The sequence below is a fragment of the Sandaracinaceae bacterium genome (assembly GCA_016706685.1).
Taxonomy (GTDB): domain Bacteria; phylum Myxococcota_A; class Polyangia; order Polyangiales; family Houyiibacteriaceae; genus JADJJE01.
On record JADJJE010000027.1, the window covers coordinates 57204 to 76077 of the forward strand.

The following is an 18874-nucleotide window of genomic DNA, read 5'->3' on the forward strand; positions in this document are numbered from 1 at the left end:
GTGCCCTCCGAGGTGTACCAGGCGCTCGCGGCCGACGGCCTGATGGCGGTGCACCTGCGCCCCGAGCTCGGTGGCGCCGGGCGGCCGGTCATGGACTACGCCCACGCCATGATGGCCATCGGCGCGGGCTGCGCTTCCACGGCCGTGACCATGGCCGTCACCAACATGGTGGGCGAGGTTCTGGCTGCGTTCGCGCACCCCGAGGTGAGCGCGCGCGAGTGCCCGCGGCTGGCGGCGGGCGGCCTCGGCGCGTTCGGGCTGAGCGAGACCAACGCGGGCAGCGACCCCGCCGGCATGCGCACGCGCGCCACCCCGTGGACGGTGGCTACCGGCTGGACGGTGACAAGCAGTGGATCAGCCACGGTGACCGCGCCCGTGTGCTGGTGGTGTGGGCCAAGACCGAGCGCGGCATCTCGTGCTTCGCGGTCCCGGGAGAGACGCCCGGCATCGGCGTGGTGCGCAAGGAAGACAAGCTGGGGCTGCGTGCCTCGGCCACCTGCGCGCTGGCCCTCGAAGACGTGCGCGTGCCCGCCACCGCGCTCATGGGCGAAGACGGCCGCGGCTTTCGCGTGGCCATGATGGCGCTCGACGGAGGCCGCATCGGCATCGCGTCCCAGGCCATCGGTATCGCCGAGGGGGCGCTCGCGGTGCTGTCGGATCACGTGCGCAGCGCGCGGCCGGGCCAGCTGGCGGACTTCGCCGTGGCCGACGCCCGCACCCGGCTCGACGCGGCACGGCTCCTGGTGGAGTCCGCCGCCGGTCTCAAGCAGCGTGGCGTGCCCTTCACGCGCGAGGCCTCCATGGCCAAGCTGTTCGCCACCGAGAGCGCGCAGCGCGTGTGCGACGCGGCGGCCGAGCTCGTGCCGGCCTCCCACCCCGGGCGGGCCACCGTGGAGCGCAGCCAGCGAGACGTGCGCGTCACGCGCATTTACGAGGGCACAAGCGAAATCCAGCGCCACGTCATCGCGCGGGAAGTGATGACGCGCGCGTGAGCCCAGCCCCTCGGCCGGGCGAGGGCTCGCGGTTCGTCACGGTGGCCGGTGGCGCGTTCTGCCAGCCGGGTCCTGCGGCCACGCCCTTCGTGCCGCGCGGCGTGGGCAGCTATCCGTTGCTGGACCACGTGGCGCGTGGGCGCCTCTCCCACGTGCACGACATCTTCGACCAGGCGCTCGCCCTCGGGCGCCCGCTCATCCGCACCCACGCGTTCTTCGAAAGCGGCGACAGCCCCGGGCGCCTGCGCAGCGCCGATGGAACCTTCCACGAGCCGGGCTTCCGCGCGCTCGACACGGTGCTGGCGCTGGCGGCCGAGCGGGGCATCTCGCTGCTGCTGCCGGTGGCCAACAACTGGGCCGACTACGGCGGCGCCCCCGCCGTGGTGCGCATGGCGGCCCCCGACCGCAAGGACAAGGACGCCTTCTTCGACGACCCGCGCTGCATCCGCGCGCAGTCCGAGTTCATCCGCCACCTGGTCACCCGGGTGAACCACCGCACCGGGGTGCGCTACGGCGACGACCCCGCGGTGTTCGCCTGGGAGCTCTGCAACGAGGCGCGCCTCGAGCGCCGCGGCGCTTGGCCCGGCTTCCGGGTGAAGCGCGACCCCGGGCGCACGTTGGCCCGCTGGGCCCTCGCCATGCGCGCGGCCTTCGACGCAGCAGGCACCCAACAGCGGGTGGGCTGGGGCGGGTCTGGCCACCGCGGCGACCACGGCGAAGACATGGACGCCGTGCTGGCCTCGGGCGCGGTGCACTTCGCCACGCTGCACCTCTACCCCTTCGCCACCCACCCCTGGCTGCTGCGGGTCCAGCCCTGGCACGCGCGCGCCACCGAGGCCGTCCGGGTGGGCGCGGAGCTGCTGCGCGATCGCGCCGCCCTGGCCCACGCGCACGGTGTCCCGCTGCTGGTGGAGGAGCTGGGCTGGAAGACCGGCCACCACACGCTCCAGGAAGAGCGCCTGCAGGTCATGCGCGGCTGGCTGCACGCGGCCCGTTCTCTCGGCCTGGGCATGCTCCCATGGATGATCGGCGAGCGTGGCCGGCCGGACTACGACGGCCTGTTGGTCCGCCCCGAGCACCAGGCGGTCTGCGCCCTGCTCACTGCGAGCTGATGCACACGGGCGTGGTGCTGCTATCTTCGGGCGGTCATGAGCAAGCCCTTCGATCCGCACGGCGCCTTCACCGCCCTCGTCACGCCTTTCACGGGAAGCGGCGACGGAGCCAAGTGCGACGACGCGGCCTTCCGGGCCAACGTCGAGTTCCAGGTCGAGAACGGCATCACCGGCCTGGTCCCCTGCGGCACCACGGGTGAGTCGCCCACGCTCACCTGGGAGGAGCACAACCGCGTCATCCAGCTGTGCGTGGAGGTCGCGGGCGCGCGCGTCAGCGTGCTGGCCGGCACCGGCAGCAACAGCACCGACGAGGCCATCTGGAGCAGCAAGCACGCGCGTGACCTCGGGGCCAGCGCCGGCCTGCTGGTGGACTGCTACTACAACGGGCCCAGCTCGCTCGAGCTCCGCGAGGAGTACTACGAGCGCGTGCTCGCGGCGGTGCCGGGGTTCCCCATCGTCCCGTACATCATCCCGGCTCGCAGCGGCTGCGCGCTCTCGGCGGCGGACCTCGCGCTGCTGCACCAGAACGCGCCGGACATGGTGCCCGCCGTGAAGCAGGCCACCGGCGATCTCGACCGCATGGCCGAGGACCGCATGCTGGCGGGCAGCTCGCTGGCCATCCTCTCCGGCGATGACGACCTCACGCTGGCCATGATGCGGGACACGCGCATCTCGGCGTCGGGCGTCATCAGCGTCATGAGCAACATCGTCCCAGGCGCCGTGTCGCAGCTGGTGCGCGCCCAGGCCGCTGCAGAGGATGAGCGGGCGCGCGCCCTCGAGGCCCAGCTCAAGCCGCTCTTCGGGCTGGTGGGCTGCGCCGTGCCGGCCAAGCGCACTCTGGCTGGCGGCCGCGAGGTGGTCACCACCGACAAGTTCCGCAACCCGAGCCCCGTGAAGACCATGATGGCGGGGCTGGGCATGCTCTCGCACGGCCTGCGCGCACCCCTCGGTTCCATGAGCCGCGCCGCCGTGGCCCAGTGCCGTGCCGCGCTGCGCACCGTGCACCAGAGCGCGCCCGAGCTGCTGCAGCCCATCGAGGCGGCCTTCTCGGTGTCCATCACAGCGAGGCTGGCGGACGACGACGTCTGGTCGGCGCTCTGCCGTTGAAGCCCGAAGACTTCGAGGGGCGGCCCTCGTTCGTGCAGCGCCACCGCCGCACCACGCGCGTGATCCTCGCGCTCACGCTGGGTGTGGGCATCGCGGGCCTGGCCACCTGTGCGCTGGTCCAGCGCTACCACCGCGGGCCGGCGAGCCTGGAGGCGGCCGGCGTCCAGGTCTACGTGGTGGAGAACGAGGAGCGCGCACCGCGCCGCCTGGGCGTGGTCGCCGCGCGTGGGGACGTGGTGCTGGTCAGCGAGACGCTCCGCGTGGTCATCGCCGGGGGCGAACGTGAAGACGCGCCGCTAGGGGCCGTGCTGGAGGCGTCGCTGGCCAACGGCGAGGGCCTCACGCGCGGCGCCACGCTCACCCCGGTGGTCACCGATGGCACCACCGACTACCCCGTGGAGTTCGAGTCCTTCCGGCTGGTGGAGCGCGGGCCAGAGGGCCGGCGCCTGGCCATGCGGCTGGAAGGCAAGGCCACCGTGGGCCGCACGGAGGTGCGCGTGTTCCTCGAGTACCGCCTCAGCGACGACCGGCACGCGCTCATGATCGCCACCCAGCTGGTGAGCGACGACGAAGTGCAGCTGGCCGCGGGGCTGGTGGTCCGCTGGGGTGGCCACACACCCTTCGTCCCGGGCCACGGCCTGGTGGTGAGCTCGCTCGTGACCACCGCGCCGGTCATCGGAGCGGACATGCGCGCGGCCGACGGCATCACCGGGGCAGCCGTGTTCGCCCAAGGCCAGAACGTGGTCATCCAAGTGGAGACCGAGCAGCACGGCGACTCGGTGGAGCTCGACCAGACGCTCGTGTCGGTGGCCCCACGTGCCTTGGTTCCAGACGCGCCGCAGCGCCAGGGCTTTGGGCTCGCGCTCTCGTCCTACGGCTTCTCCGACGCCGTGCGCCGCGTCGGTTGGCTCGAGGGGCGCCACTTCCCCGAGGCGTCCGTGGTGGTGCCGGGCGCGCCCACGGGTACGCACGTGCGGCTCGAGCGGCGCAGCGGCCCCATCTTGCTGGATGCCTATGTGGACGCGCGCGGCGTAGCCACGCTGCCGTTGCTGGGGGACCTCGCGGTGGGCGACTCGTTCGTGGTGCGCGCCGAGGCCTACGGCTACCTCCCGAGCGAGTCGCGCGAGGTGGTGGCGGGGGAGCGCGTGCGGCTGATCATCCCGAAGGGCGGGCAAGTCTGGGTGCGCCTCGGGGACCTGAGTGGCAGCCCCATGCCGGCGCGCATCCGCATCCTCGGGCGTGAGGGCACCGCCACGCCAGCCCTCGGCCCCGACCACTTCGCCAGCGGCGCAGGGGAGGCCGTGGTCACTGCCACCGGTGAGGCGGTCATCCCGCTCCCGCCGGGCGCCTACCGCATCATCGTCAGCCACGGCCCAGAGTGGTCCGTGGCGGTCTCCGATGTGGTCGTCACCGAGGGCACCCGCCCCGAGATCGACGCGCGCATCGAGCACGTGGTGCCACCGCGCGGTTGGGTGGCGTGCGACTTCCACGTGCACCAGTCGCCCAGCGACGACAGCGAGGTGCCCATCGAGGACCGCGTGGCCACGCTCGCTGCGGAGGGCATCGGGTTCGCGGTGCCGACGGACCACAACCACGTCACGGACTATGCCCCCGCCATCGTGGCGCACGGCCTCACGGACTTCGGCACCGTCATCGGTGTGGAGGTCACCACCTGGGATCCGAACTTCGGGCACTTCAACGCCTTTCCCTTTCCACTGGACGAGGCGCTGCCCCGCAACGGCGCGCCAGTCTTCCGGCAGCGCACGCCCGCGGAGCTCTTCGCGGAGCTGCACGCGCTCGGGCCCGACGTGCTGGTGCAGGTCAACCACCCGCGGCTCGAGCCCAACATCGGATACTGGGATCTCACGGGCCTCGACTCCGCCACGGGGCAGGCTGCCGGTGGCCCCGGGGGCGCCTATGACGCCGGCTATGACTTGCTCGAGGTGTGGAACGGCTACGACCTCTCGCGCCCCACCTTCGTGGAGCGCGTCTTTCAAGAGTGGCTGGCGCTGCTGGAGACGGGCTTCCGTGTGGTGGGCACAGGCAACAGCGACTCGCATCTGGTGCGTTACTACTGGGCCGGCTACCCGCGCACCTACGTCTATGCGCCCGACGGCGCGCGCGACCCCGCCACCATCCTCACGGCGCTGCGGGCCGGGCGCGTCTTCGTGACCAGCGGACCGTTCCTCGAGGTGAGCATCGCGGGGAGCCTGCCGGGTGACCGCGTGGTCGCGCAGGGCGGCGAGGTGCTGGTGGACGTGGTGGTGCGCGCCCCGGCCTACATCGACGTGGCGGAGCTGCAGGTCTTCGTGGGGCGCACGCTGGTCACCACGCTCCCCATCCGGCACGCGGCTCCCGTGTTGCAGCCGGGGACGGTCGCTGCCGACGAAGCGCCGCCCATCGTGCGCTACCAGGGCCAGCTGCGGGTGCCCGTGGACCGCGACGCGCCGCTGGTCGTGCGCGTGCGCTCCGACATGCCCATGGACGACTTCCTGGGCCGCCGAGCGGTCATCCCCATGGCCTTCACCAACCCCATCTTCGTGGACGCGGACGGCGACGGCCTGCTGCGCTGGTTCCCCGCCGTCGACGCGGGCGTGCCGCAGCCCGCGCGCGATGGCACAGCAGGGCCGGACGACGCGGGCCCCGTGCCCCCACCGACAGCGCCGTCACGCGCGACGCGCAGGACTCAGAAGGCGGCGCGGGTCAGCTGTAGGATCTCGAAGATGGCGCGCGACGCGGGCGACTTGTTCAGCGTGTAGAAGTGGATGCCCGGCACGCCCAGCGGCGCGGGCCCGAAGAAGTCTTCGCGCTGCGGCTCGAGCAGCTGGCGGCACTGGTGCGACGCGTACTGCACGCCGGCCCAGAAGACCTCCTGCGGGTCGTCCTCGATGGTGCGCAGGTGCTCGGCGAAGGGCTGCGGAAAGCTCGCTCCGCACATGGCCGTGAAGCGCTCGATCTGCTTCACGTTGGTCACCGGCATGATGCCCGCCACGATGGGCACCGCGACGCCCGCCTTCTGCGCGCGATCGCAGAAGCTCAGGAACGCGGCGTTCTCGAAGAACAGCTGCGACACCAGGAAGTCCACGCCGGCGTTCACCTTCTCCACCAGGTGGCGCAAGTCCGCGTCGGCGTCCGTGGCCTCGGGGTGCACCTCCGGGTAGCAGGCCGCGCCCACGCAGAACGCATCGCCGTAGCGCTCACGGATGAACGACACCAGCTCGGTGCCATGCGTGAAGCCCCCGGCCACGGCCTCGAAGCGCTCGCTGCCCTTCGGCGGATCCCCGCGCAGAGCGAGCACGTTCTCGATGCCCAGCTCGCCCAAGCGGTCCAGGATCTCGGCGATCTCGTCGCGCGTGGAGCCCACGCAGGTGAGGTGCGCCATGGCCTCGATGCCCAGCTCGCGCTTGATGCGACCCACCAGCTCGATGGTGCGCGCGCGCGTGCTGCCGCCAGCGCCGTAGGTGACCGACACGTAGTCGGGGCGCAGCTTCGCGAGCTGCTCGAGGCTCTTCCACAAGACGACCTCGCCCGCCTCGGTCTTGGGCGGGAAGAACTCGAAGCTGAACACGGGGCGCTTGTGCTTCAGGCGGTCTGCGATGCGCATCGGCGGACCCTAGCAGGGACGAAGCGGAACGCCCACGCGAGCAAGCGCGTGCGAGCCAGCCTGCTAGGCTGCCCGCCGCGATGCTGTATCGATTCCTGCTGCGACCGCTGCTGTACCTGCTCCCCGCAGAGACGGCGCACCACATCACGTTCGCCATGCTGCGGGCGTTCGCGCGCGTGCGGCCGTTCCGGGCCCTGTTGCGTGCGCTCTTCTCGGCCACCAGCCCGGCCCTCGAGACGCGCGCGCTCGGCATGCGCCTGCCCAACCCCGTCGGGCTCGCGGCGGGCTTCGACAAGGACGCGCAGGGCTTCGAGGCGCTGGGGGCGCTGGGCTTCGGCTTCGTGGAGGTGGGCACGCTCACGGGCCAGGCCCAGCCGGGCAACCCCAAGCCGCGCCTCTTCCGTCTTCCGGCAGACCGCGCGCTGGTGAACCGCATGGGCTTCAACAACGGGGGCAGCGCCGCCGCCGCCGAGCGCCTCGCCGTGCCGCGTGACACCCGCGTGGGCGTCAACCTGGGCAAGAGCAAGGTGGTGGCCGAGGAAGACGCGCCGTCCGACTACGTGCTGAGCGCCGAGCGCCTCGCCCCGCTGGCCGACTACGTGGTGGTCAACGTGAGCTCCCCGAACACACCCGGGCTGCGCAACCTGCAGGCCGTGGAGAAGCTGCAGCCGCTGCTGGTGGCGGTGCGCGAGGCCATCGACCGCGTCTCCTCGCCCACACGGCGCGTGCCCCTGCTGGTGAAGATCGCGCCCGACCTCGCCGACGAAGACGTGGACCAGGTGGCGGACCTGGCCGTGCAGCTCGGGCTGGACGGCATCATCGCCACCAACACCACCATCTCCCGGGTGGGCCTGCGCTCGCACCCGGCCCGGGTGGAGGCCTGCGGCGCCGGCGGGCTGAGCGGTGCGCCACTCGAAGTTCGCTCGCTGGCCGTGCTCAAGCGGCTGCGAGCCCGTGTCGGCCCGGACATGACGCTGGTCACAATGGACGGAGTGGAGACGCCGGAGCACGCCTACGCCCGCATCCGGGCTGGGGCCACGCTCATTCAGGTCTACACCGGGCTCATCTACCACGGGCCCATGCTGCCCAAGCGCCTGGCCCGCGGGCTCGAGCGCCTGGCCCGTCGTGACGGGTTCGAGCGGGTGGCCGACGCCGTGGGTGTCGACGCCTGACGGCGGCCAGCCGTTTCAGGCTGTGGTGCGCACTGCAAAGCCCTGAAACATCTGACGCTGCGGCACATTCTCGCTCTCGTTTTGGTACGCTGAGCGGCATGACCCGAGCCGCTTGCTTCCTCTGCACGCTCACCGCCGCTCTCACCTTCATGGCGAGCGGCGCCGCCACCGCGTCGGCTGACGTCAACATCTACCGCGGGGGCTCGCGCTGGGCCGTGCTGGAAGACGATGGCGACGTCTACATCAACGGCAGCCGCGTGGGCCAGGTCGAGAGCGATGGCGACGTGTACGTCAACGGCAGCCGCGTGGGCCAGGTCGAAGACGACGGCGACATCTACCGCAACGGGAGTCGCATCGGCCAGGTGGAGAGCGACGGCGACGTCTACATGAACGGCAGCCGCATGGGTCAAATCGAGAGCGACGGCGACATCTACAAGGATGGCTCGCGCTGGGGCCAGGCCGAGAGCTGCTGCGGCAGCTTCACCCTGCTGCGCAACGTCATCGCCGTGCTGATCTTCTTCGACAGCGGCTACACCAGCTGACAGAAAACAAAATGTCCAACACCAAGTATGACTACATCGTGGTCGGGGCGGGCTCGGCCGGCTGCTGCATCGCCAACCGCCTCTCCGCCGACGGCAAGACCCGCGTGCTCCTCATCGAGGCCGGCGGCAAGGACAACAACCCGCTCATCAAGATGGGCATCGGCTTCAGCCGGCTGATGTACGACAAGTCCGTCAGCAACGTGTACGAGACGCAGCCGGAGCCGCACCTCGGCAACCGCAGGGTGCACATCGTGCGCGGGCGCGTGCTGGGCGGCAGCAGCTCCATCAATGGACAAATCTACATGCGCGGCCAGCGCCAGGACTACGACGACTGGGCCGCGCTGCCCGGCTGCGAGGGCTGGAGCTACGACGAGCTGCTGCCGTACTTCCGCAAGTCCGAGCACTTCGAGCCGGGTCCGGCCAGCGACTACCACGGGCAGGGCGGCGAGCTGAACGTCACGTATCCGTCCTTCAACTACGACATCACCGAGGCTTACTTGGCCTCCGCCAACAGCCTCGGCATCCCGCGCAACGACGACCTCAATGGTGAGAACCAAGAGGGCATCGGCATGATGCAGGTCAACCAGAAGGACCGTCAGCGCTGGAGCTCGGCCGATGCGTTCCTCGACAAGGAAGTGAAGGCGCGCCCCAACCTGGTCATCACGCTGAACTCCTACGTGAAGCGCGTCGTGCTCGACGGTAAGCGCGCCATCGGCGTGGACTACCAGGACAAGAAGGGCACTGTGCATCGTGCGGAGGTCACCAAGGAGGTCATCCTCTCGGCCGGCGCCTACAACTCGTCGCCCATCCTCGAGCTGTCGGGCATCGGTCGGAAGGACGTGCTGAAGGGCCTCGGCGTCGAGCTGCTGCACGAGCTGGCTGGCGTGGGCGAGAACCTCTAGGACCACTACCAGGCCTGGTGTCAGATGGGCGTGAAGACCAAGAAGGTCTTGTCGGAAGACGGCAAGTTCCCGCACGTGGTGTTCAACACCTTCAAGTACCTCTTCACCAAGAAGGGGCCGCTCACGTTCCCGGCGGCCAACGTGGGCGCCTTCGTGCCCAACAAGGGCGCCGAGCGGCCCATCTTCCAGATCCACTTCACGCCCGGTGCCGGCAGCCAGGACTCCGACGGCAACATGGTCGCCAGCAAGGAGCCGGGGGTGAACGCCACCATCACCATCGTGCGGCCTACCTCGCGCGGCAGCGTGCATGCCAGCAGCCAGGACCCGAAGGCCTTTCCGAACATCGTGCACAACTACCTGGCCACGGAGCACGACCAGCGGCTCTCGGTGGAGGCCTACAAGCTGCTGCGCGCCATCTACCGGTCGGAGAGCTTCGCGCCGCACGCCACGCACGAGCTGGTCCCCGGCGACCAGGTCGCGACCGACGAGCAGATCCTCGAGTACTGGCGCACCGACGGCATGAGCGTCTACCACCCCGTGGGCTCCACCAAGATGGGCGCCGCCGACGATCCGCTCGCCGTGGTGGACAGCGCCTGCCGGGTGCACGGCATCGAGGGCCTGCGCGTGGTGGATGCCTCGGTGTTCCCGTTGCTGCCCTCGGGCAACACGCACGCTCCCACGGTGGCCGTGGCCGAGCGCACGTGTGACCTCATCCTGGGGAAGCCGCTGCTGGCGTAGCCTCCCCGGGCCCGGCGTAGCCCTCTCGCGGGCTACTCCGCCGGCTGGCTGCCCAGGCCCGGGTCGGAGATCAGCGTGTCCGCGGGGCCCTCGGGCTCCTCGGGCTCGTCGACGGGCTCGTCACCGCTCAACCAGCGCATGAAGTTGCCCATGCCGCGCGTGGCGTCTTCGAGCGCCATGTACGCCGCCGGCACCAGCAGCAGCGTGATGAACGTGGCGAAGAGCACTCCGAAGCCCAGGCTGATGGCCATGGGGATCAGGAAGCGCGCCTGCACGCTGGTCTCGAGGATGATGGGCGCGAGCCCGAAGAACGTGGTCAGCGAGGTGAGCAAGATGGGCCGGATGCGCCGCGCGCCTCCCATCAAGCACGCTCGCCAGATGTCGTGCCCCTCGGCCCGGAACTCGTTGGTGGCCTCCACCAAGATGAGCGAGTCGTTCACCACCACGCCCGCCAGCGCCACGATGCCCATCTGGCTCATGATGCTGAGGTCGTAGCCCATGAGCACGTGGCCCCACACGGCGCCGATGAAGCCGAAGGGGATGGCGAGCAGCACCAGGATGGGCTGCGCGTAGCTCTTGAAGCCCACGGCCAGCAGCGCGTACATCGCGAACAGCGCGAACGTGAAGCCGAGCTTCAGCGAGTTCATGGTCTCGGCCTGGCGCTCCTGCTCGCCGCCCAGGCTGTGGGTCAGCCCCGGGATGTCACGCTCGAGCTGCGCCACCTCGTTGGCCACGATGCGCTCCACGATCTCGCCGGCGTTCGTGTCGCCGTCCTCCACGTCGGCGGTGACGGTGATGGTCTGTCGCCCCTCGGTGCGGCGGATCACGGTGTAGGCCCGGCCGCGCGACACGTGCGCCGCTTGCGCCAGCGGGATCTCCACGCCCGAGGGCGCCCGCACCATCATCTGCTCCACCTCGTGCAGGGAGCTGCGGTCCTCGCGCGGGCGCCGCACGAACACGCGCACCTCGTCGCGTCCACGCTGCTGGCGCACGGCCTCGGTGCCGTAGTACGCGGCGCGCACCTGGCGCGCGAGGTCCACCTCGGTGAGCCCCAGCGCGCGGCCCTCGGCGGTCAGCGTGAAGTCCAGCTGCTCCTTGCCCACCGCCACGCCGCTCTCGATGTCCCGCAGGCTCGAGTAGGAGCGAATCTCCTCCGCCAGCCGTCGCGCGGCCGCCTCCAGCACCTCGCTGTCTTCGTGCACCAGCTCGATGGCCACCGGCGAGCCGGGCTGCGCGCCTACGTCGTAGTTGAACACCAGCGAGTCCACGCCCGGGATGTCGGCCACCTGCGCGCGCCACAAGCGCACGATCTCCGAGGTGGTCACCTCGCGCTCCTCCTGCGCCACCATGTAGAACATGACGGTGCCGAGGTTGCTGCCGAAGACGCCCGCGCCGCCCGTGATGTCGGGCTCGAGTGAGGTGTTGGAGCCGACGTCCAGGTAGATGCCACGCGAGATGCTGCCGCCCGCGATGGTGGGGTGCTCGGCGATGAGGCGCTCAGCGGCGCCCGAGATCTGCTCGAGCGCGCGGCGCGTGTCGGCGATGGGCGTCCCCACGGGCATTTTCAGCATGACCGTGATGACGTCACCGGCGGTCTTGGGGAGGAAGGAAAAGCCCACCCTCCCGCCGGCTATCAGTCCCACAGAGGCCACCATCATGGCCAAGCCGGTCATGAGCGTCACATAGCGCCAGCGCAGCGCCACCTTGAGCGTGGGCAAGTAGAAGCGCTGCGTCACGACCACCAGGCCACGCGAGACGGTCTTGGTGGGCAGCAGCTGCAGCGGGAACAAGATGGGCCAGAGCAGCTTTTCCAGCAACCACGGCATCTTGTGCGAGAGGTGCGCCGGCAGGACGTAGAGCGACTCCACCAACGAGACGACGAGCACCAGGATCACCACGATGGGCAGCACGCGGAAGAACTTCCCCATGACCCCCGGCACGAACAGCATGGGGAGGAACGCCACGCAGGTCGTCAAGATGGAGAGCAAGACGGGCAAGCCCACGGTGCTCACCCCCTTGATGGCCGAGTCCGCGCGTGAGTAGCCCTTCTCTCGTAGGTCGTAGACCGACTCGCCCACCACGATGGCGTCGTCCACAACCATGCCCAGCGTCACGATGAACGCGAACAGCGAGATCATGTTGATGGACACGTCGGTCACGTCGAAGAAGATGAGCGAGCCCGCGAACGACGTGGGGATGCCCAGCGCCACCCAGAACGCGAGGCGCGCCTCGAGCAGCAGCCCCAGGATCAACAGCACCAGCACCAGGCCCTGCAGCGCGTTCTCGCGCAGGAGGTTGATGCGGTCCGCGTACATCTCGCTCAAGTCGGCCCACGTGGTGACGCTCACCCCGGCGGGCAGCTCCCCTGCCGCGCGTGCCGCGTACTCCTTCACAGCCGCGGCCACGTCGAGCGGGGTCTCGTTGCCCACGCGGAAGGCGCTCACCATCACGGCCCGCTGCCCGTTGAAGCGCACCTCGCGCTCGTCCTCCGAGAACCCGTCCCGGATGGTGGCGATGTCCCGCAGCAGCACCTGCGTTCCGTCGGGGCGCGCCATCACGGCGATGTCCCCGAACTCGGCGCCGCGGTCGCGTCGCTCGGTGGTGCGCAGCAGGATCTCGCCCGCCGTGGTTCGCACGGTCCCGGCCGGCAGCTCCACGGAGGCCGCTCTCACGCGGTTGGCGATGTCGTCGATGGTGAGGCCATATTGGCGCAGCTGCGCCTCGGGGACCTCGATGCTGATCTCGAGCTCGCGCGTGCCGCCGATCTCCACATACGTCACGCGCGGGTCGGCCAGCAGGTCGCGCCGCGTGTCCTCCGCCAGGGAGCGCAGCGTGGCCTCCTCGATGTCGCCGTACAGCACCAGGCTGATGGCCTGCGTGCGGTTCGAGATCAGGCTCACCACCGGGCGCTCGGCGTCCTGCGGGAACGACGTGATGCGGTCGATGGCGCTCTTCGCGTCATTCAGCGCGCGGTCCTGGTCCGCGCCCAGCATGAGCTCCACGAGCACCAGCCCATTGCCTTCGTACGAGGCGGAGCGCACCTCCTTCACGCCGTCGAGTCCCTGCACCGCCTCCTCCACGGCAAGGATGATGGACTGCTCGATCTCCGACGGGCTCGCGCCGGGGTAGGCCACGGACACCGAGATGGTGTCGAGCTCCACCTCGGGGAACACCTCTTGCCGCACGTTGGAGAGCGCGAGGACGCCTCCAATGACCAGCATGAACATGAGGGTGTTGGCCGCGACCCCGTTGCGCGCCATCCAGGCCACCGGGCCCTTGATGTCCGCGGCATGTCCGTCCTTGCGCTCGTCGAGCGGGATGGACGGGTCGATCGGCGGCAGCTCGGCGCCGGGCTCGCCCGCGTTGTGAGGCTCACTCACGGCGCGGGCTCCGCGGCGGTGCCCTCGGGCGCACGGGGGCTGGCCTGGGCAGTGGTGCTCGCGGCCGCTGTCGCGGTGCGCAACCGCATGCCGGGGAGGGCGGTGCCCACCTGGCTGCGGATGACCCGGTCGCCGGCCTCGAGCCCCGTCGACACCATGACGGACTCACGCAGGCCCCACACCACGGTCACCCGGCGCGTCTCCAGCTGGCTCTCGCCGTTCATGATGTAGACGATGTTCCCCTCGTGCACCGCCGCGCGCGGCACCTCGATGACGTCCTCGAGCGGGGGGGCGGCGATCTCCACGTCCACGAACGACCCGAGCAGCAGGGGCACCGCGGCGCTCCCGACCCCGTCCATCGGGTTCGGGATGGACACGATCACGCGCGCCATCGCACCCGACGGGTCCAGGTCCGGCAGCAGGCGCACCACGCGGCCCGCGCGCTCGATGCGCTCGCCGCCCACGTTCTGGACGACGGTCGCGAGGGACCCGTCGGTCTCGGAGATGACCAGGCTGCGCAGCGAGGCCACCGGGATGGAGACCTGCACCCAGAATTCATCCGTGCCCACCAGCGTGGCTAGCTGCGCCGCGGGCCCGACCACCTGCCCCACCTCCACGGCCTCCACGGTGACCATGGCGTTGAAGGGCGCGCGAATGACGGTGCGCGACAGGTTCAGGCGCGCCCGCTCCACCGAGCTGCTGGCCGCCACCACACCCACCTGCGCCGTGCGCAGCTGCGGGTCGCGCGTGGCGAGCGCTCGGCCGCTCTCGCTGGCCTCGGGGTTGCCGAAGCTGGACCACTCCTGCTGCGCCACCGCCTGGCGGCCGCGCTCCATCTGCAGCTCCAGCTCGGCGCGGTTCACCTCGGCGCTCGTGGCCTCCACGGCCAGCTGGTAGTCCCGCGCGTCGATGCGCACCAGCACCTCGCCCGCCTCCACGCGACCGCCTGCCACCAGCGCCGGGTGGTGAGCGCGGATGCGCCCCCCCACCTCGGGGATGACCACGATCTGACGCGCGGGGCGCACGGTGCCCTGCGCACGGATCTGCACCTCGTGGTCGGCGCGCGCCACGGTGGTGACCTCCACCAGGATGCCCAGGTCCTCGCGGACCACCCGCTCGGCTTCCGGCTTGGTGCTCTTCATGTACATGAAGAAGGCGGCCGCCGCGCCGAGCACCCCCAGGATCAGGAGCAGCGAGACCAGCGCGCGCCCTCGCTCGCTGCGTGTCCGAAGCTGGGTCATTCGTCGTTGCCTTCCGCTTCCGAGATGAGCGCGTCGGGCCACGTGCCGCCGAGCGCGCGATGAAGCTGAATCCGGTGTGAGATGAGCTGACGGCGCGCGTCGAGCAGCGCTGCCTCGGCGCCCTGGTGCATGGCGATCGCGCTGAGCACCGGCAGGAAGTCGCTGAGGCCCTGGCGGTAACGCGCTTGGGCCGCATCCAGCGTGGCCGCCGTGAGCTCGATGCGTCGCTCGAGGTGCAGCAGCCGCACGCGCTCTTGGCGCTCTTGGACCAGCGCCGCTTCCACCTCCACCAGCGCGTGCAGGATGACGTCGTGGAAGGTCTCCACGGACTCGGCCACCCGCGCGCGCTCGAGCTCCACCATGGCTCGCCCGCGGAACCCGTCGAACAGCGGCACGGTGAGCTGCGCCCCAGCCTGGTAGGTGAAGCCGCTCACGGCGCCCGTGAAGCGGTTCGGGTCCACGCCTGGGATGGCGTTCTCCCCGGGCTCGATGATCTCGGAGGTGGACCAGCCGTAGGTGGGCGTGAAGTGCAGCACGATGGTGGGCAGGCGCTGCGCGATGGCGGCGCTCACACGCCGGTCCGAGGCCTCGATACGACGAGCGGCGGCGCGGACGTCGGGGCGGTTCATCAGCAGAGACGCCGGGAACTGCGCGTCCGGTGGAGCGGGCAGCTCGGGCAGGGTGGCCTCTGCTTCGGGGAAGGGCGCGCTCGGCGGCTCCCCGATCAAGATGGACAGGCGCTGCCGCAGCACCTCCTCGGTGCCCGCCAGCAGGGCCAGCTGGGCGTCGGCGTCGGCCACCTGCACGCGCTGCTGGTGAACGTCCACGGCGCTCGCCAGGCCCTGTTGGAAGCGCAGCTCCACCAGCTCGAGGTAGGTCTGGTTGTTGGCTTGCTGCGACACCATCAGGTCGCGCTGCGCGCGCACGGCGCGCAGGTCGAACCAGGCCTCCGTGGTGGACGCCACCAGCGTGATGTACGCGGCCTGTGCGTCGAGGCGCATGGCCTCCACGTCCAGGCGGCTGGCTTCGGCCTCACGGCTGCGCCGCGCCCACAGGTCCACCTCGTAGCTCACCGGGAGCGACGCGCTCACCTGGATGGCGCGGGTGTTGCCTTGGAACGCGCTGCGCTGGGTGCCCACGTTGAAGCGCGCCTCGAAGCTGATCTGCGGGAAGCGCGAGGAGCGCGCGATCTCGGCCAGCGCCTCGGCCTGCCGCACGCGCGCCCGCGTGGCGTTCAGCGAGAGGTTCACCGCCAACGCCCGCCGGATGATGGCGTCCAGCGCGGGGTCGCCGAGCTGGTCCCACCACGGCGCGGTCAGCTCGCTGGCTTCGTAGGCCGCGGGGGGCGTCGGGATCCCGGCCTCGCCGCCCTCTCCCGCGGGGCTCCCCGCGCCAGCCGCCGACGTGGACGAATACGCGCCGGGCAGCTCACTCGCCGGCTGCGGGTCTCGCAGCCGCTGGTACATGCAGCCGCTGGCACCCACGCCGAGGGCGAGGGTGCTCAACAGCACGAGGCTGGAGTTAGTCATTCGGAAGCTCGGCGTTGGGCCCCGCGATGGCGCGCAGGCTCTGTTGGATGTGGAAGGGGACGATGGCGTCCATGTCGATGGGGAAGGGCACGCGTTTGCGGAAGTTGTCGCCACCCAGGTGCGCCATGAACACCCCCAGGAAGCTGGTCCACAGCTGCATGTTCAGCAGGAACGGGTCCACCTCGGCGCGGATGCTGCCGTCCTGCTGACCGAGGCGTGTCGCGTCAATCCCCAGCTGGGTGATGACGCCCACGCAGCGGCGGTACTCGGCGAAGGACTCGCTGTCCGGGTCCAGGTGCTGGCCCGGCACCGCCCAGTGGATGGCAAAGCGGAACATGTGCGGGTGGCTGTCGAACCACCCCGCATAGACCTCCAGCATCCGGCGGATCTTGCCGATGCCGATCGGCTCGGCATCGGCCGCGGCGCGGAGGGCCGGGATGAAGTCGCGCATCGACCGCACCGCGATCTCGGCGCACAGCGCGTCCTTGTTTTGGAAGTAGAGGTAGAGCGCGCCCTTCGAGAGCTCCGCGCGCTTCGCCACTGCGTCCATGGACATCTCCCAGTAGCCCGTCTCCACGACGAACTCCTCTGCTGCCGCCACGATGGCCTCGCGGCGGGCTTCGCGTTCACGCTCACGACGGGAGCGGAGGCGACATGGTGGGGATGACGACGACATGACGGAGGCTGCCGACGGAGTGACCGTGCGGCAGACCTAGCGCCATCACCCCAACGCGGCAACCGTGAAATGACCGCCGGTCAGCAAATGACCGTGGGTTCCAAACGGAGCGGCCAACGCCACCCGCAACCTCGTCTCAAAGGCAGACACGACCGGCGGCGGTGGCCTCGCAGCTCAGGCCGGCTGCGCAGTCGCGGTCTGCCCCGCACGGCCGTAGGCAGAACGCGTTGCGGGCCTCGGCCGCGCCCGTGGCCACCACGATTCCCTCGCTGTCCACGTCCGTGCAGGCCAGCACGTCCGAGCAAGGAAAGCGCGGAGCGCACCGAAACGTGCAGAACCCAGCGCCTGCGGTGGTGGCGCCCGGCTCCGACCGGAGCACCACGCAGTCGAGCCCGACGCTGCACTCGGGGGTGGCCTCGCACGACTCGAACAGCCGGCGCTCGCTGCTGGTCTGGCAGGCGGCGAGGCCTACGCACAGAAGCGCCAACAAGAGTGGGAGGCGGGGCAGGCTCACGCCGCCAGCGTACCACGCACCCCCGCTGGCCACTTGCGCGTGCACGGCGTGGCAGTGACAGAATGCCGCCATGCCCCGTGCCCTTCTGCTTCCCCCAGCTTCGTTCTTCACGCTGGCCGCCCTGGGCGTGCTCCTCGGGGCCTGTGGCGGCGACACCCCCGCCGTCCCCTCTGCCGCCCCCGCTGTCTCGGGCCTGCCGGCCCCGAGCGCGCTGGTCGTGCTGAGTGATGCCGAACGGGCCCGTGTGCCCGAAGTGTTGGCCGAGCTGCGCAACGGCAGCTTCTCCCGCAGCGTGGTCATCCACGACAACGCGCGCGTGCTGCTGTGGCTGGCCGAGACGAGCACCGACCCCAGCGTGACGACGGCGGCCCTGCGCGGGCTGCTGACCACCTGGACCCACTCCCCGCGCTACGCCGAGCGCATGGCCCTGGTCAGCCCGGAGTACGCCACCATCGTGCTGCGCCGCATGGGCGACGATCACCCCGGAGTGCAGGCCGCGGCCATCAAGGCATCCATCAAGTGCCTGCTGGGCGAATCGCCCCACACGGGTGTGGCAGCGCGGCTGAGTGAGCTGGCCACCCGTCACCCCTCGGCGGCCGGGCGCCTCGAAGCGCTCGAGGCGCTCTGGCACTCGAGCGTCATCGTGGAGACGCCGTCGCACATCGCGCCCTTCGTGGCAGCGCTGGATGCGCCCGAGCCTTGGCTGGTCTCGGGGTCCCTCTTTCGCCTGGGGGCCTTCGGCGCAGGTTGGCCGGACCAGGGCACTCTGCGCGCTCGTCTCCGGGAGCTGTTGGCGCACGTTGATCCCGGTGTCCGCGGCCGTGCCGCCACGGCGCTCTCCACCATCGTGGGGCCCCAGGATGCGGACCGTGACGCCGTGGCGCAGGCCATCCTCCCGTTGCTCCGCGATGCCCATGCCTATCCGCGCTCTGCCGCTGCCACCGCGCTCGCGTGGCTCGACTACCGGCCAGCGGTGCCCGAGCTGGTCGCGCTCCTCGACGACAGCGCCAGCAACGTCTACGACCTGCGCGACTTCACCCTGCTCGACGGCACCCCGGGGCTGAGCCACCACGACGGGTCGCCTTGGTCGCGCGTCGACGACGCCGCCCTGCGCGCGCTCCAGTCCTTCAGCTCGCGTCTCGGGACGCGCTTCACCTTCGACGTCCACCACGAGCGCGTGGACACGGACCTGGCGGCGGCCGGCAGCGTGGCCCGAGCGTGGTACCAGGGCGTGCGGTCGGAGCTCCCACCCGGCTGAGCCAACCGGGCCACGCGCGCCGCGCGGAAAAAAGATCGAAGGACACGAGCAAGTGGCGGCCTCGAGGGACGAAGACCGGGCATCTGCCCCAGCCGCACGCGCGGGGG

The 18874-nt window shown here is 70.8% G+C and carries 16 protein-coding genes; 9 read left to right on the forward strand and 7 right to left on the reverse strand.

Annotated features, from left to right (window positions below; all coding sequences use genetic code 11):
- Positions 1 to 95: 95 nt before the first annotated feature.
- A complete protein-coding gene (locus tag IPI43_26040) occupies positions 96 to 311 on the reverse strand; it encodes a hypothetical protein (GenBank protein ID MBK7777543.1) in 216 nt (71 codons plus the stop codon).
- Between the two features lie 75 nt (positions 312 to 386).
- Between IPI43_26040 and IPI43_26045 the strand changes: the two genes are divergently transcribed.
- Genes IPI43_26045 through IPI43_26060 form a run of 4 tightly spaced genes read left to right on the forward strand, consistent with a single transcriptional unit; the run spans position 387 to position 5970 of the window.
- Positions 387 to 992 carry a hypothetical protein gene (locus IPI43_26045; protein MBK7777544.1) on the forward strand — a complete coding sequence of 202 codons (606 nt, stop codon included), beginning with the start codon at positions 387 to 389 and terminating at the stop codon, positions 990 to 992.
- Positions 989 to 2104 (forward strand): cellulase family glycosylhydrolase, encoded by a 1116-nt coding sequence (locus IPI43_26050; GenBank protein ID MBK7777545.1) that lies wholly within the window; start codon positions 989 to 991, stop codon positions 2102 to 2104. Before IPI43_26045 ends, IPI43_26050 begins: the two co-directional genes overlap by 4 nt.
- A 36-nt stretch (positions 2105 to 2140) precedes the next feature.
- Complete coding sequence (locus IPI43_26055; GenBank protein ID MBK7777546.1) at positions 2141 to 3211, forward strand: dihydrodipicolinate synthase family protein; 1071 nt, start codon at positions 2141 to 2143, stop codon at positions 3209 to 3211.
- Positions 3208 to 5970 carry a PHP domain-containing protein gene (locus IPI43_26060; protein MBK7777547.1) on the forward strand — a complete coding sequence of 921 codons (2763 nt, stop codon included), beginning with the start codon at positions 3208 to 3210 and terminating at the stop codon, positions 5968 to 5970. Before IPI43_26055 ends, IPI43_26060 begins: the two co-directional genes overlap by 4 nt.
- On the opposite strand, the gene metF is transcribed toward IPI43_26060, so the two are convergent.
- Positions 5898 to 6815: a methylenetetrahydrofolate reductase [NAD(P)H] gene (gene metF / locus IPI43_26065; GenBank protein MBK7777548.1), complete on the reverse strand. Its 918-nt coding sequence runs from the start codon at positions 6813 to 6815 to the stop codon at positions 5898 to 5900. The two genes, IPI43_26060 and metF, sit on opposite strands and share 73 nt — an antisense overlap.
- A gap of 80 nt (positions 6816 to 6895) precedes the next feature.
- On the opposite strand from metF, the gene IPI43_26070 reads away from it, so the two are divergent.
- The 4 genes from IPI43_26070 to IPI43_26085 all read left to right on the forward strand — a co-directional run bounded on the left by IPI43_26070 (position 6896) and on the right by IPI43_26085 (position 10169).
- The gene (locus IPI43_26070; GenBank protein MBK7777549.1) at positions 6896 to 7987 is read left to right on the forward strand and encodes a quinone-dependent dihydroorotate dehydrogenase; all 1092 of its coding nucleotides are present in this window, start codon (positions 6896 to 6898) and stop codon (positions 7985 to 7987) included.
- 98 nt (positions 7988 to 8085) lie between these two features.
- The gene (locus IPI43_26075) at positions 8086 to 8529 is read left to right on the forward strand and encodes a hypothetical protein (GenBank protein MBK7777550.1); all 444 of its coding nucleotides are present in this window, start codon (positions 8086 to 8088) and stop codon (positions 8527 to 8529) included.
- 11 nt (positions 8530 to 8540) lie between these two features.
- Complete coding sequence (locus tag IPI43_26080) at positions 8541 to 9431, forward strand: GMC family oxidoreductase N-terminal domain-containing protein (GenBank protein MBK7777551.1); 891 nt, start codon at positions 8541 to 8543, stop codon at positions 9429 to 9431.
- A gap of 30 nt (positions 9432 to 9461) precedes the next feature.
- Positions 9462 to 10169 (forward strand): hypothetical protein, encoded by a 708-nt coding sequence (locus IPI43_26085; GenBank protein MBK7777552.1) that lies wholly within the window; start codon positions 9462 to 9464, stop codon positions 10167 to 10169.
- 32 nt (positions 10170 to 10201) lie between these two features.
- On the opposite strand, the gene IPI43_26090 is transcribed toward IPI43_26085, so the two are convergent.
- The 5 genes from IPI43_26090 to IPI43_26110 all read right to left on the reverse strand — a co-directional run bounded on the left by IPI43_26090 (position 10202) and on the right by IPI43_26110 (position 17509).
- Positions 10202 to 13549: an efflux RND transporter permease subunit gene (locus IPI43_26090; protein MBK7777553.1), complete on the reverse strand. Its 3348-nt coding sequence runs from the start codon at positions 13547 to 13549 to the stop codon at positions 10202 to 10204.
- Positions 13546 to 14790, reverse strand: a complete 1245-nt coding sequence (locus tag IPI43_26095; GenBank protein MBK7777554.1) for an efflux RND transporter periplasmic adaptor subunit — start codon at positions 14788 to 14790, stop codon at positions 13546 to 13548. The genes IPI43_26090 and IPI43_26095 overlap by 4 nt, the downstream gene beginning before the upstream one ends.
- Entirely contained in the window at positions 14787 to 16319 is a 1533-nt protein-coding gene (locus tag IPI43_26100; protein MBK7777555.1) for a TolC family protein, read from the reverse strand. Before IPI43_26100 ends, IPI43_26095 begins: the two co-directional genes overlap by 4 nt.
- Complete coding sequence (locus IPI43_26105) at positions 16312 to 16920, reverse strand: TetR/AcrR family transcriptional regulator (protein MBK7777556.1); 609 nt, start codon at positions 16918 to 16920, stop codon at positions 16312 to 16314. Before IPI43_26105 ends, IPI43_26100 begins: the two co-directional genes overlap by 8 nt.
- A 211-nt stretch (positions 16921 to 17131) precedes the next feature.
- The gene (locus IPI43_26110) at positions 17132 to 17509 is read right to left on the reverse strand and encodes a hypothetical protein (GenBank protein MBK7777557.1); all 378 of its coding nucleotides are present in this window, start codon (positions 17507 to 17509) and stop codon (positions 17132 to 17134) included.
- 70 nt (positions 17510 to 17579) lie between these two features.
- Between IPI43_26110 and IPI43_26115 the strand changes: the two genes are divergently transcribed.
- Positions 17580 to 18767 (forward strand): HEAT repeat domain-containing protein, encoded by a 1188-nt coding sequence (locus IPI43_26115; protein ID MBK7777558.1) that lies wholly within the window; start codon positions 17580 to 17582, stop codon positions 18765 to 18767.
- Positions 18768 to 18874: the final 107 nt, after the last annotated feature.

Excerpts from the sequence above, each read along its gene's own strand:
- IPI43_26055 (MBK7777546.1), top strand. The coding sequence starts at position 2,141 with ATGAGCAAGCCCTTCGATCCGCACGGCGCCTTCACCGCCCTCGTCACG.
- metF (MBK7777548.1), bottom strand. The coding sequence starts at position 6,815 with ATGCGCATCGCAGACCGCCTGAAGCACAAGCGCCCCGTGTTCAGCTTC.
- IPI43_26070 (MBK7777549.1), top strand. The coding sequence starts at position 6,896 with ATGCTGTATCGATTCCTGCTGCGACCGCTGCTGTACCTGCTCCCCGCA.
- IPI43_26075 (MBK7777550.1), top strand. The coding sequence starts at position 8,086 with ATGACCCGAGCCGCTTGCTTCCTCTGCACGCTCACCGCCGCTCTCACC.
- IPI43_26080 (MBK7777551.1), top strand. The coding sequence starts at position 8,541 with ATGTCCAACACCAAGTATGACTACATCGTGGTCGGGGCGGGCTCGGCC.
- IPI43_26095 (MBK7777554.1), bottom strand. The coding sequence starts at position 14,790 with ATGACCCAGCTTCGGACACGCAGCGAGCGAGGGCGCGCGCTGGTCTCG.
- IPI43_26100 (MBK7777555.1), bottom strand. The coding sequence starts at position 16,319 with ATGACTAACTCCAGCCTCGTGCTGTTGAGCACCCTCGCCCTCGGCGTG.
- IPI43_26115 (MBK7777558.1), top strand. The coding sequence starts at position 17,580 with ATGCCCCGTGCCCTTCTGCTTCCCCCAGCTTCGTTCTTCACGCTGGCC.